Origin of the sequence: Natrialba aegyptia DSM 13077 (genome assembly GCF_000337535.1) — an archaeon.
Lineage (GTDB): Archaea > Halobacteriota > Halobacteria > Halobacteriales > Natrialbaceae > Natrialba > Natrialba aegyptia.
The window spans coordinates 67,725-79,635 of the sequence record NZ_AOIP01000029.1 but is presented as its reverse complement, the minus strand read 5'-3'; the positions used below and the strand labels follow the sequence as shown (position 1 = coordinate 79,635).

The following is an 11,911-nucleotide window of genomic DNA, read 5'->3' as shown; positions in this document are numbered from 1 at the left end:
ATGATTGAAAACGCAGCAGACTTCGCAAATATCGTCCTGCAGAATGGTACCGTCGAAGAAAGCCCGTTCCTGACCGACGCCGGGGCCGCAGCGCTTGCGGTCGGTCTCGCCGCGCTCGCATCGGGATACGCAGAGCGCGGGATCGGTGCAGCTGCAGTTGGCGCACTCGCGGAAGACGATGACCTGTTCGTGCCGGGACTGATTATGACAGTCCTGCCGGAGACGCTCGTGATCCTTGCGCTGGTCGTCGTCTTCATCGTCGGCGCGTAACCACACCCCTTCTCTCACCAATGAGTTTGGACACAGTTGTCGAAGACATTCGAGAAGAGGCTCACGCGCGTGCGGAGGATATCCGTGAAACTGGCGAGACACGCGCTGAGGAGATCGAATCGGCAGCCGAGGCCGACGCCGAGGAGATCGTTGCCGAGGCCGAGGCCGAAGCCGATCGAGAGATCGAGCAGTTGCGCGAACAGCGACTCTCCAGTGCGAAACTGGAGGCGAAACAAAAGCGCCTGGAGGCCCGCCGTGACGTTCTCGGCAACGTCCGCGAGGAAGTCGAAGCCGAACTCGCGTCCCTCGAGGGCGACACCCGCGAAGAACTCACCCGCGATCTCCTCGACGCCGCGAGTTCGGAGTTCGACGAGGACGACGATGTCAGCGTCTACGGTCGGAGCGACGACCGGGAACTGATCGAGTCGATCCTCGCGAACTACGACGGCTACGAGTTCGCCGGCGAGTACGACTGTCTCGGCGGCGTCGTCGTCGAGAGCGAGCAGTCCCGCGTTCGAGTCAACAACACGTTCGACTCGGTGCTCGAGGACGTCTGGGAAGACAACCTCCGGGAGATCAGCACCCAACTCTTCGATCAATGAGTACGGTCGTTACCACTCGCATGGCTCGTGAGCCACTCCCTGCAAACACTCACCACACGTGGTGGTTCGCGTGAGTGTAGGCGCCTCGAATCCGGAATACGTGAACGCTCGCGTTCGGTCCCGCCGAGCCTCGCTGTTCGCAGACGAAGACTATCGGAAGCTGATCCGGATGGGGCCGAGCGAAATCGCGCGGTTCATGGAGGAAACGGAGTACGAACGCGAGATCAACGCACTCGGTACGCGTTTTTCGGGGGTCGATCTGATCGAGTACGCCCTCAACCAGAATCTCGCCAAGCACTTCGACGATCTGCTGGAGTGGTCGGACGGGCGACTGTACGACCTCATCTCCCGGTACCTCCGGAAATTCGACGTTTGGAACCTCAAGACGATCATCCGCGGTATCTACACCGACACCGATTCCGAGGAGATCGAGACGGACCTCATCCGTGCCGGTGAACTCGACGACCGAACGCTCGACCGCCTTCTCGAAGTCGATACGATCGAGGACGCGATCGAGATTCTGTCGGGAACGCTCTTCTACGAGCCGCTTTCGGGAGCGTACGCGGAGTTCGAGGAGACCGACACCCTCGTCGCACTCGAGAACGCGTTAGATCGCGAGTTCTACGAGCACTTACTCGAGGACGTTGGACAATCGCCGGGACAGCTCCAACCCCAGACGCTGCCCCAGGAGGGGCCGATGGGGCGCTACGTCGAGTTCTTGCAGGCCGAAATCGACTTCCGAAACGCGCGGAACGCGTTGCGACTCGCCCGCAGCGGTGCGGATCTCGATCCGGCGGCCTACTACATCGACGGCGGCGTCCTGTTCGATGAATCCGATTTGAACCGGCTCGTCGCGGACTACGATGAACTCGTCGACCATATCGCGGAGAACAAGCGGTACGGCGACCGGTTGTCGGGCGCGCTGGGTCGATTGCGCGATGCTGACAGCCTTATCCAGTTCGAGCACGCACTAGACGCTGCGTTGCTCGAGTACGCAGATACGCTCTCGAGCATCTACCCGGTCTCGATTTCGGCCGTGCTGTCGTACATCCTCGCGAAGGAACGCGAGGTCGAGAACATCCGTGCGATCGCGCGGGGTCGGGAGGTCGGGCTGACGGAGAGCGAGATCGAAGAGGAACTGGTGATTCTATGAGTCAGGAAATCGCAGTCGTCGGCAGTCCGGAGTTTACGACCGGATTCCGACTCGCAGGCGTCCGTCGATTCGAGAACGTCCCGGACGACGAGAAAGACGCTGCACTCGATGATGCCGCCACGACGGTGCTCAACGACGACGAGGTCGGGATTGTCGTGATGCACGATGACGATCTCGAGTTCCTCTCGCGCAACGTCCGTCAGAACGTCGAGACGAGCGTCGAACCGGTCGTCGTCACGATCGGCAGCGGAACCGGTGGTGGCGGGCTACGTGAGCAGATCAAGCGAGCGATCGGGATCGACCTGATGGACGAGAGCGAGGGCGAAACCGAGGAGTCAGCGCAGGCGAACGCAGACAGTGAGTAAACTATGAGCCAGGCAACAGACACCGAAGCCGTCGATGAAGACGGTGTAATCGAAAGCGTGAGCGGTCCGGTCGTGACCGCCACGGACCTCGACGCCCGGATGAACGACGTCGTCTACGTCGGCGACGAAGGGCTGATGGGCGAGGTCATCGAGATCGAAGGGAACCTGACCACGATTCAGGTCTACGAGGAAACCTCCGGCGTCGGCCCGGGCGAACCCGTCGAGAACACGGGCGAGCCCCTGAGTGTCGACCTCGGACCGGGCATGATGGACTCCATCTACGACGGCGTCCAGCGCCCGCTCGACGTCCTCGAAGACAAGATGGGGACCGCGTTCTTGGACCGCGGGGTCGACGCACCCGGTATCGACTTGGAGAAGGAGTGGGAGTTCACTCCGGAAGTCGAAGAGGGTGATGCGGTCGAACCCGGCGATGTCGTCGGAACCGTTCCGGAAACCGTCACCATCGAGCACAAGGTGATGGTGCCGCCGGACTATGAGGGCGGCGAAATCACGACGATCAAGAGCGGCGAGTTCACCGTCGAAGAGACGGTCGCTGAACTCGATAGCGGCGAGGAGATCCAGATGCACCAGGAGTGGCCGGTCCGACAGGCCCGACCCGCCGGTGACAAGGAAACGCCGACCGAGCCGCTCGTGACTGGACAGCGCGTTCAGGACGGTCTGTTCCCGCTTGCGAAAGGTGGAACGGCGGCGATTCCCGGTCCGTTCGGCTCCGGGAAGACCGTCACCCAGCAGCAACTCGCCAAGTGGTCCGACGCGGACATCGTCGTCTACATCGGCTGTGGCGAGCGCGGCAACGAGATGACCGAGGTCATCGAGGACTTCCCGGAGCTGCCGGACCCACAGACTGGGAACCCGCTGATGGCCCGGACTTGCCTCATCGCAAATACGTCGAACATGCCCGTCGCGGCGCGTGAGTCCTGTATCTACACGGGAATCACGATCGCGGAGTACTACCGCGACATGGGCTATGACGTGGCGCTGATGGCCGACTCCACCTCGCGGTGGGCGGAGGCCATGCGTGAAATCTCGAGCCGACTCGAGGAGATGCCCGGCGAAGAAGGGTATCCTGCCTACCTGGCCGCGTCGCTGTCGGAGTTCTACGAGCGCGCCGGCAAGTTCGAACTCATCAACGGCGGCGAAGGGTCGATTTCGGTCGTCGGGGCCGTCTCGCCACCAGGTGGAGACTTCTCCGAACCGGTCACCCAGAACACGCTGCGTATCGTCAAGACCTTCTGGGCGCTCGACGCAGACCTTGCGGAACGACGACACTTCCCATCGATCAACTGGAACGAATCCTACTCGCTGTACAAGGATCAACTCGACCCCTGGTGGGAGTCGAACGTCGCCGGCGACTGGTCGGACGTTCGCCAGTGGGCCGTCGACGTGTTAGACGAGGAGGACGAACTCCAGGAGATCGTTCAACTCGTCGGGAAAGACGCACTGCCGGAAGACCAACAGCTCACGCTCGAAGTCGCTCGCTACCTGCGTGAAGCGTGGCTTCAGCAGAACGCACTGCACGACGTCGACACCTACTGTGAGCCAGAGAAGACCTACCGGATGCTCCAGGCGATCAAGACGTTCAACGACGAGGCCTTCGAGGCGCTCGAGGCGGGCGTTCCGGTCGAGGAGATTCAGGACGTCGACGCCACCCCGCGGCTCAATCGGATGGGTACCGCGGAGGAGTGGAACGAGTTCATCGACGAGATCGAGAGCGACCTCGAGGAACAACTGCGAGCACTGTACTAACGATGAAAGAATACCAGACTATCACGGAGATCAGCGGTCCGCTGGTGTTCGCCGAGGTCGACGAGCCCGTCGGATACGACGAGATCGTCGAGATCGAGACACCACAGGGAGAGACCCTGCGCGGACAGGTACTGGAATCGAGTGAGGGAATCGTCTCGATTCAGGTGTTCGAGGGGACTGGCGGCATCGACCGCAACGCCTCGGTTCGCTTCCTGGGCGAGACGATGAAGATGCCCGTCACCGAGGATCTGCTCGGGCGAGTCCTAGACGGGTCCGGGAACCCCATCGACGGGGGGCCGGAGATCATTCCCGACCAGCGCCAGGATATCGTCGGCGAGGCGATCAATCCCTTCTCCCGGGAGTACCCAGAAGAGTTCATCCAGACCGGCGTGTCCGCCATCGACGGCATGAACACGTTGGTTCGCGGACAGAAACTGCCGATCTTCTCCGGTTCCGGGCTGCCGCACAACGAACTCGCGCTGCAGATTGCGCGACAGGCAACCGTGCCGGAGGAGAGTGACGGTGACGAAGAGGGCGACGAGGACGGCTCCGAGTTCGCCGTCATCTTCGGTGCGATGGGTATCACCGCCGAAGAGGCAAACGAGTTCATGGAGGACTTCGAGCGAACGGGCGCACTCGAGCGGTCGGTCGTCTTCATGAACCTCGCGGACGACCCGGCCGTCGAACGGCAGGTCACGCCGCGACTCGCACTGACGACGGCGGAGTATCTCGCCTTCGAGAAGGACTATCACGTGCTGGTCATCCTGACGGACATGACCAACTACTGCGAGGCGCTGCGCGAGATCGGTGCCGCACGCGAGGAGGTTCCGGGTCGTCGTGGTTATCCCGGATACATGTACACCGACCTGGCACAGCTCTACGAGCGTGCGGGTCGGATCGAGGGCAAGGACGGATCGGTCACGCAGATTCCGATCCTGACGATGCCCGGCGACGACGACACGCACCCGATTCCGGACCTGACCGGCTACATTACGGAGGGTCAGATCGTGATGGACCGGAACCTGAACAGTCAGGGTATCGAGCCACCGGTCAACGTCCTGCCGTCGCTGTCCCGACTGATGGACGACGGGATCGGTGAGGGCCTGACCCGTGAGGATCACGGCGACGTCTCCGACCAGATGTACGCCGCCTACGCGGAAGGTGAAGACCTGCGCGACCTCGTGAACATCGTCGGTCGCGAAGCGCTGTCCGAGCGGGACAACAAGTTCCTCGACTTCGCCGACCGCTTCGAGACGGAGTTCGTCCAGCAGGGGTACGATACCAACCGATCCATCGAAGAGACGCTCGAACTCGGCTGGGATCTGCTCTCCGACCTGCCGAAAACGGAACTCAACCGGATCGACGAAGAACTCATCGAAGAGCACTACCGCGAAGACGAGCAGGAAGCCGCCGAAGTCGAGGCCTAAGCGCCTTCAGCCGCTGTTTGCGTTCATTCGTTCGGGTTGCTATTGGTATCTGGCTCGATGGCAGGCCGGTCCGCGAGCCACAGTGGCAGCGACGTACCACCCGAAACTGTTTACACACTCGCACGACAGCTGTACGGTCAGGTACGCACTAACTTGCAGTAGCTACTATCGGGCACCGATCCATGGGCCCAGTACTGCCCCAACCAAAACAACCATAATCATTGTTGATCCTGGTTGAGGTGTATGCACAAACCACTGCTCGTGACGGATTTTCTCGACCGGGCACGGCGTCACTACGGGGACGAGGAGGCCGTTGTCGCGACAACGGGGGAACGGTTCACCTACGCTGAACTCGGGTCGCGCGCGGATCGGTTCGCGTCGATGCTCCAGGACCGCGGCGTCGAGAAGGGTGATCGCGTTGCAGTGCTCGATCCGAACACGCACTACCAGCTCGAGGCGGCCTATGGGACGATGCAACTCGGAGCGGTCCATACGCCACTCAACTATCGGTTGACGCCCGAGGACTACGCGTACATTCTCGAAGACGCCGGTGTGGACGTGATCTACGCCGACTACGAGTTCGCCGACAAGGTTGAGGCCATTCGTGAGGAGGTGCCAACGGAGACATTCATTACGAACGACGTCGACGCCATCGGGGCAGAGGCTGGCGATACCGGAGCCTCCGAGCCGGACGGATCGAACGGATCAGACGTAACCGACGAGGTGTGGGAGTCGTTCGACGATCTACTCGCGGACGCAACCGCCGAGTACGATCGCCCCACGATGGACGAGGACGACATCATCACGATCAATTACACCTCGGGGACGACCGGCGACCCGAAGGGGGTCTGTCGAACCCACCGCACCGAGACGCTCCACGCGTACCTGATCTCGATCCATCAGGACATCACGGACGAGGATACGTACCTCTGGACGCTGCCGATGTTCCACGTCAACGGCTGGGGCCACATCTATGCCGTAACGGGAATGGGCGCAAAACACGTCTGTACGCGCGGGGTCGATGCCGAGTGGATTCTCGAGACGATCCGCGAGGAGGACGTTTCCTACCTGTGTGGCGCACCGACGGTGCTGAACATGCTGATCGACCATTACGAGGACGCGTCCTCGCCCCCGGAAACGAGCGGGGCGAGCGACGTGCGAATTGCAACGGCCGGGAGCGCGCCGCCGGAGGCGACCATCCGTACCGTCGAAGACGAGTTCGGCTGGCAACTGAAACACGTCTACGGTGCGACCGAGACCGGGCCGCTAATCACGACCTCGGATGCTCGGCGACACTTCGATGCCGATAGCGACGACCGGTTTGCTATCAAAAAGCGCCAGGGACTCGGCTTTCTCGGGACCGAGGTTCGCGTCGTCGACGAAGACGGCAACGACGTCCCCCGCGACAAAACGACTATCGGCGAGGTCGTCGTCCGCGGGAATCAGGTCATGGAGGAGTACTGGAACAAGCCCGAGGTGACTGCGGAGGCCTTTTCCGAGCGCCTCGATGGGTACTTCCACACGGGCGATCTCGCAACCGTCGACGAACGCGGCATGATCGCGATACAGGACCGCAAGAAAGACATCATCATCTCCGGCGGCGAGAACATTTCGAGTATCGAACTCGAGGACACGCTGTTCGACCATCCCCAGGTTGCCGACGTTGCGGTGATCCCGTCGCCGAGCGAGCAGTGGGGTGAGACGCCGAAGGCCTTCGTCGTGCCTTCCAGCGGGGACGTGAACGATCCCGGCGTATCGGCGGACGAACTGATCGAGTTCACCCGCGAGAATCTCGCGGGGTACAAGGCGGTCCAGCGGGTCGAGTTCGTCACGCAGTTGCCGACGACGGCGACGGGGAAGGTACAGAAGTACGAACTGCGCGAACGGGAGTGGGAGGACGAAGAGGGGATGGTCGGGCAGGGATAGCAACCAAGTGTGTCGGCGGCCGGATGTTACTCGCGGTCGAATTCCCAGCCGGTTTGTGATTCGGCCGACGGCTCCCTTTTGGAATCCTGTTTTGTCTCGCCGCCGGTAGCAGCACTCTTCCGAGTGGTCTCCCACGTCGTACGGTCGGTGTCAGTCTCGTGTTCCCGATCGAGTCCGCCCTGTTTCTTTGCTACCTGTTCGGCCTGATCTCGGTCCATGACGGTCGGATTCGACGTTTCGCTCTCGACCAGGAGATACATGCCGGCCACGAACGCGAACCCGATACAGAGGACGATAATGATGGTGACAGCCATGGGCACTCTTCCATTCTCTGTTCTCACGTAGAACACAAAACATTTGCTGACGCTCTTCGTAGGCTGTCGTATGATCGATTCCAGTGACGGACCCGAACACGGCGACGGAAGCGAGACTGACAGCGGCTGTCCCAAGTGCGGCCACACGGAAACCGAAGTCGACGATATCTCGACAACGGGAACCGGGTTCTCGAAGTTCTTCGACATTCAGAACCGTCGCTTTCGCGTGGTTTCCTGTACGAACTGCGGCTACGCTGAACTCTACAAAGGTGGAAAGACGAGCGACCTGGCCGACCTCTTTCTTGGATAAGTTGGATAGGCGGGCCGGAGAACAGAACCGTTTGCGAGCGCTACTGTCCGGACGAGCGAACCAACTGTAAACAGTTATCCGACTGGGGGCGCAATCTCGCCACAAGATGGCCAACGATGTCAAGCCCACCCGCAAGAACTTGATGGCGATCGAGGATCGCATCGAGCTTTCCGAACGCGGGCACGGGACACTCGAGAAGAAACGGGACGGGCTGATCATGGAGTTCATGGACATCCTGGACAAGGCCCAGGACGTCCGCGGGGATCTGGCCAACGACTACGAGCAAGCCCAGCGAAAGATCAACATGGCGCGGGCGATGGACGGCGACGTTGCCGTTCGCGGTGCCGCTGCTGCACTGCAGGAACACCCCGAGATCACGACCGAATCGAAGAACATCATGGGCGTCGTCGTCCCGCAGATCGAGTCCTCGCGCGTCTCGAAGGACCTTAGCGAGCGTGGCTACGGGATCATGGGGACGTCGGCCCGCATCGACGAGGCCGCCGAAGCCTACGAAGACTTACTCGAGAGCATCATCCTCGCCGCGGAAGTCGAGACGGCGATGAAGAAGATGCTTCGGGAAATCGAGACGACCAAGCGTCGCGTCAACGCACTCGAGTTCAAAGTTCTCCCCGACCTCTACGAAAATCAGGAGTACATCGAACAGAAACTCGAAGAGCAAGAGCGCGAGGAAACCTTCCGACTGAAGAAGATCAAGGAGAAGAAAGAACAGGAAGAAAAGGAAGCGGCGGACGAGGACGAATCCGACGACTCCGAAGCCGAGGGCGTCGAGAAAGAGGATATGGAACCGCCGGCGACGGGTGGCGTTCCCGGGAACGACGACTAACTCGGCATGGCCTGTCCGGTGTGTGGCTCGCCGACTGTCGCGTTTGCGGTTCCGGCTGACTACCGATTTGCTTGCTCGTCAGCCGACTCTTCTGCGACGGCTCAGTCGACGGGTGGTGGCGCTACTGACGCTAATGCTGATACTGGCACCGACGACACTACTGAACTCGTGGCCGAGTTCTGCACGCACTGTCTGCGACTCGAGTGTCCCGCTGACGGTACTGATACGGGCGACGCCGCTACTGACACCGGGGCCGAACCCGAGTTCGCCGCCGTCAGTGAGGCGTTCCCCACGCGTCGATCGCAGGCGATTCCGCTCGCGCTCGCGATCGGACTCGCGAGTTCACTGGCGACGAACCGATCGGCGATCGAGACGCTTCTCAAGGATGTCGAACGCGCCGGAACGGACCCCTTGCTGGTGCTGGATCGATTACAGCGCGATCCGTCGGTGGAGCCGGCGATCGACCTCGAGCGCCGACAGCATCAACTCGAACAGTTATTGTACTGAGAAGAAATGGAGATTCCAGTTCGGAGACCGTTACTTCGCCGTCGGCGTCACCGCATCGCTGACCGCCCGTTTCACCTGCAGTGCCGCGCTTGCAGCCAGCCCGCGGGCAACCTCGTCGCGCTCGTCTGCCGTGATAATCTCCTCGGAGATGTCCTCCATCTCCGGCGTAAACCCAGCACTGACAGCGTGACCGACAGGCGGCCGAACGGCAACCGTTACCTGTGGGCCGGTCGCACCCGTCGAGACATCGGCGTCGACGACGTACTCGTTCGGGAGGAACTCGCGAGTTCGGGCGGCGATCCGCGAGACGTCGCGGTGAAGGACCCGCTTTTGTGAACTCGAGAGGTCGGGGATGTCCGCCGCAGCGCGCTGACCAGCAGCTGTTTCCCCCGGAAGCCCTGCATACGGCGTATTTCCGTTCATGAGAAGCCTGTCTGCTATCAGGGGCCGGCGGGTCAAAAGGGTTCGCCTTCGGACACTCTTTGATGTGGTGGGTGTGGTGGGGTAATGGTGATGCGATAGTGAGACGGACTGTTACCGGCGGCGAGACTGGCGTAGTAGTGGTAATGAGAACGGTAGTGGTAGTGGTAGTGATAGTAGTAACGCCGGCGACAGTGTCGGGAGTCGCAGCGACGGGAGTGGTTCTCAACAGATCGGCTCACTCTCGCCGTAGACGGCGAGGACGAGCGACGTGGTGTAGACGCCCGACTCGGACTGACTGTGTTCGACGGCGACGCGTGGCTCGCCGAACGACCACTCACGGAGGTCCTGGCCGGCGGCTAACCCCTCGAGAACGCGGTGCTCGACGTCCTCCGGGTCGGTTTCGCCGGCGACTTCGTAGAACAGACCGGGACCGGAGTCGTCGGCACGGGACCAGGCGAGTGCGGCGCTGACCTGACCGGGTCCGGCGGTCGTCGCACAGGCCTCGACGACTGTGAGCCGTTCTCCGGCGGGGCCGAGCTCCGGAGCGGTTCCGACGTCTTCGACGGCAACGTCGGCTGGAATCACGGAGGAGACGGAGACGAGGTTATAGTTTTCGACGCCGGCAGCCGCGAGTGCGGCGTCGTAGGAGGCCATCGCTGTCGGGGCTTCCCCGGTGCCCTGAACGATTCGAATCGTACTCATGCTACCGTGGAATCAGCGACGAGCGGCGTAAGGACTTGCGATCCAGCGTCGATACCGGTGTTACTGGTAGAAGTAGCCCGCAGAGGAGATAACGTCGCTCGAATCGTCCGTCTCGATCTTATCGAAGGCGTCGACGAAGTCCTCGTGGTGGACCTCGTCGCGGTCGTGTCGGATAGCAAACATTCCGGCCTCGGTGGCGAGGCTTTCGATTTCGGCACCGGAGTAGCCCCCGGTCTCGTCGGCCAGATCGGCGAAGTCGACCCCGTCAGCGACGTTCATGCCGCGCGTGTGAATCTTGAGAATCTGCTCGCGGCCGTCGCGGTCCGGTTCCGGCACTTCGATCAGACGGTCGAAGCGACCGGGACGAAGGATCGCACGGTCGAGCATGTCGAAGCGGTTGGTCGCGGCGATGATGCGGATTTCCCCGCGGGCCTCGAAGCCGTCCATCTCGGAGAGGAGTTGCATCATGGTTCGCTGGACTTCCGCGTCACCGGAGGTCTTGGATTCGGTTCGCGTGGTCGCGACCGCGTCGATTTCGTCGATGAAGATGATTGCCGGTTCGCGCTCGCGAGCGAGTTCGAAGAGGTCGCGGACGAGCCGCGAGCCCTCACCGATGAACTTGCGCACGAGTTCGGAGCCGGCCATCTTGATGAAGGTGGCGTCGGTCTGGTTGGCGACGGCCTTGGCGAGCATGGTCTTCCCGGTGCCCGGCGGGCCGTGGAGCAGGACGCCGCTCGGCGGGTCGATACCGACTTCCTCGAAGCGTTCGGGTTGGGTCAGGGGCTGTTCGACGGCTTCCCGGACCTCCCGAATCTGGTCGTCGATGCCGCCGATGTCCTCGTAGCTGACGGCGGGGCGGTCGGTGATCTCCATCGCCTGTGCGCGCGCGTCGGTCTCGGTATCGAGGATCGACTGGATGGAAAAGGAATCGTTGACGGCGACGCGGTCGCCGGCTTCGACACGCTCTGCGATGCGCGGGGAAACCTCGGTGAGCACCTCCTGATTGTTGCCGTGTTGCTTGACGACGACCTCGCCGTCGCCGACTACGTCCTCGACGCTCGCGATGTACAGCGACGAACTCTTGAGCGTCTCGTTTTCGCGTTCGACGCGGTCGACGCGCTCGCGAAGGTCCTCGCGGCGCTCGTCGGTGTCTTCGAGTTGCTCTTCGAGTTGTGCGTTGACATCAACGAGTTCCGTGTAGTGGCCACGAAGCGCCTCGAGCCGCTCGTCGTCGGGGAGATCGGGGTCGATATCGCGGTGAGGTCGTTCGGGGAGAGACGGGCTTCGAGACATCTTGACGT

The 11,911-nt window shown here is 61.9% G+C and carries 14 protein-coding genes; 10 read left to right on the top strand and 4 right to left on the bottom strand.

The genetic code is table 11. The features are described from left to right. The 7 genes from C480_RS10885 (at position 1) to C480_RS10855 (ending at position 7,510) form a co-directional block, all read left to right on the top strand. Positions 1 to 270 carry a hypothetical protein gene (locus C480_RS10885; protein ID WP_006107801.1) on the top strand — a complete coding sequence of 90 codons (270 nt, stop codon included), beginning with the start codon at positions 1 to 3 and terminating at the stop codon, positions 268 to 270. A 20-nt stretch (positions 271 to 290) separates the two neighbouring features. Further along, the gene (locus C480_RS10880; protein WP_006665664.1) at positions 291 to 872 is read left to right on the top strand and encodes a V-type ATP synthase subunit E; all 582 of its coding nucleotides are present in this window, start codon (positions 291 to 293) and stop codon (positions 870 to 872) included. 70 nt (positions 873 to 942) lie between these two features. Further along, positions 943 to 2,025, top strand: a complete 1,083-nt coding sequence (locus C480_RS10875; protein ID WP_049903589.1) for a V-type ATP synthase subunit C — start codon at positions 943 to 945, stop codon at positions 2,023 to 2,025. Continuing rightward, complete coding sequence (locus C480_RS10870; protein ID WP_006107798.1) at positions 2,022 to 2,390, top strand: V-type ATP synthase subunit F; 369 nt, start codon at positions 2,022 to 2,024, stop codon at positions 2,388 to 2,390. Before C480_RS10875 ends, C480_RS10870 begins: the two co-directional genes overlap by 4 nt. A gap of 3 nt (positions 2,391 to 2,393) precedes the next feature. After that, on the top strand, positions 2,394 to 4,157 hold the full coding sequence (locus C480_RS10865) for an ATP synthase subunit A (RefSeq protein ID WP_006665662.1): 1,764 nt from the start codon (positions 2,394 to 2,396) through the stop codon (positions 4,155 to 4,157). A gap of 2 nt (positions 4,158 to 4,159) precedes the next feature. Further along, positions 4,160 to 5,584 (top strand): ATP synthase subunit B, encoded by a 1,425-nt coding sequence (locus tag C480_RS10860; RefSeq protein WP_006665661.1) that lies wholly within the window; start codon positions 4,160 to 4,162, stop codon positions 5,582 to 5,584. Between the two features lie 243 nt (positions 5,585 to 5,827). Further along, entirely contained in the window at positions 5,828 to 7,510 is a 1,683-nt protein-coding gene (locus C480_RS10855) for a long-chain-fatty-acid--CoA ligase (RefSeq protein WP_006665660.1), read from the top strand. A gap of 26 nt (positions 7,511 to 7,536) precedes the next feature. Here the strand turns inward: C480_RS10855 and C480_RS10850 are convergent, their stop codons facing one another. Further along, on the bottom strand, positions 7,537 to 7,824 hold the full coding sequence (locus C480_RS10850; RefSeq protein WP_006665659.1) for a hypothetical protein: 288 nt from the start codon (positions 7,822 to 7,824) through the stop codon (positions 7,537 to 7,539). Between the two features lie 70 nt (positions 7,825 to 7,894). Here C480_RS10850 and C480_RS10845 point away from each other — a divergent pair, with 70 nt between their 5' ends. The 3 genes from C480_RS10845 to C480_RS10835 all read left to right on the top strand — a co-directional run bounded on the left by C480_RS10845 (position 7,895) and on the right by C480_RS10835 (position 9,485). Then, positions 7,895 to 8,134, top strand: a complete 240-nt coding sequence (locus tag C480_RS10845) for a zinc ribbon domain-containing protein (protein WP_006107790.1) — start codon at positions 7,895 to 7,897, stop codon at positions 8,132 to 8,134. Between the two features lie 106 nt (positions 8,135 to 8,240). Next, positions 8,241 to 8,978, top strand: coding sequence for a V-type ATP synthase subunit D (locus tag C480_RS10840; protein WP_049903576.1), 738 nt, complete (start codon positions 8,241 to 8,243; stop codon positions 8,976 to 8,978). Between the two features lie 6 nt (positions 8,979 to 8,984). Continuing rightward, a complete protein-coding gene (locus tag C480_RS10835) occupies positions 8,985 to 9,485 on the top strand; it encodes a DUF6276 family protein (RefSeq protein ID WP_083873372.1) in 501 nt (166 codons plus the stop codon). Between the two features lie 30 nt (positions 9,486 to 9,515). Here C480_RS10835 and C480_RS10830 read toward each other — a convergent pair whose 3' ends face one another. The 3 genes from C480_RS10830 to pan2 form a co-directional block, all read right to left on the bottom strand. Next, positions 9,516 to 9,908, bottom strand: coding sequence for a DUF5811 family protein (locus tag C480_RS10830; RefSeq protein ID WP_006665656.1), 393 nt, complete (start codon positions 9,906 to 9,908; stop codon positions 9,516 to 9,518). Positions 9,909 to 10,130: 222 nt separating this feature from the next. Further along, entirely contained in the window at positions 10,131 to 10,610 is a 480-nt protein-coding gene (locus C480_RS10825) for a pyruvoyl-dependent arginine decarboxylase (RefSeq protein WP_006665655.1), read from the bottom strand. 60 nt (positions 10,611 to 10,670) lie between these two features. Then, the gene (gene pan2 / locus C480_RS10820; protein WP_006665654.1) at positions 10,671 to 11,903 is read right to left on the bottom strand and encodes a proteasome-activating nucleotidase Pan2; all 1,233 of its coding nucleotides are present in this window, start codon (positions 11,901 to 11,903) and stop codon (positions 10,671 to 10,673) included. Positions 11,904 to 11,911 lie beyond the last annotated feature (8 nt).

What these genes read in the sequence shown, in the direction of transcription:
- C480_RS10885 (WP_006107801.1), top strand. Translation starts at nt 1, where the DNA reads ATGATTGAAAACGCAGCAGACTTCGCAAATATCGTCCTGCAGAATGGT.
- C480_RS10880 (WP_006665664.1), top strand. Translation starts at nt 291, where the DNA reads ATGAGTTTGGACACAGTTGTCGAAGACATTCGAGAAGAGGCTCACGCG.
- C480_RS10870 (WP_006107798.1), top strand. Translation starts at nt 2,022, where the DNA reads ATGAGTCAGGAAATCGCAGTCGTCGGCAGTCCGGAGTTTACGACCGGA.
- C480_RS10865 (WP_006665662.1), top strand. Translation starts at nt 2,394, where the DNA reads ATGAGCCAGGCAACAGACACCGAAGCCGTCGATGAAGACGGTGTAATC.
- C480_RS10860 (WP_006665661.1), top strand. Translation starts at nt 4,160, where the DNA reads ATGAAAGAATACCAGACTATCACGGAGATCAGCGGTCCGCTGGTGTTC.
- C480_RS10855 (WP_006665660.1), top strand. Translation starts at nt 5,828, where the DNA reads ATGCACAAACCACTGCTCGTGACGGATTTTCTCGACCGGGCACGGCGT.
- C480_RS10850 (WP_006665659.1), bottom strand. Translation starts at nt 7,824, where the DNA reads ATGGCTGTCACCATCATTATCGTCCTCTGTATCGGGTTCGCGTTCGTG.
- C480_RS10845 (WP_006107790.1), top strand. Translation starts at nt 7,895, where the DNA reads ATGATCGATTCCAGTGACGGACCCGAACACGGCGACGGAAGCGAGACT.
- C480_RS10840 (WP_049903576.1), top strand. Translation starts at nt 8,241, where the DNA reads ATGGCCAACGATGTCAAGCCCACCCGCAAGAACTTGATGGCGATCGAG.
- C480_RS10835 (WP_083873372.1), top strand. Translation starts at nt 8,985, where the DNA reads ATGGCCTGTCCGGTGTGTGGCTCGCCGACTGTCGCGTTTGCGGTTCCG.
- C480_RS10830 (WP_006665656.1), bottom strand. Translation starts at nt 9,908, where the DNA reads ATGAACGGAAATACGCCGTATGCAGGGCTTCCGGGGGAAACAGCTGCT.
- C480_RS10825 (WP_006665655.1), bottom strand. Translation starts at nt 10,610, where the DNA reads ATGAGTACGATTCGAATCGTTCAGGGCACCGGGGAAGCCCCGACAGCG.
- pan2 (WP_006665654.1), bottom strand. Translation starts at nt 11,903, where the DNA reads ATGTCTCGAAGCCCGTCTCTCCCCGAACGACCTCACCGCGATATCGAC.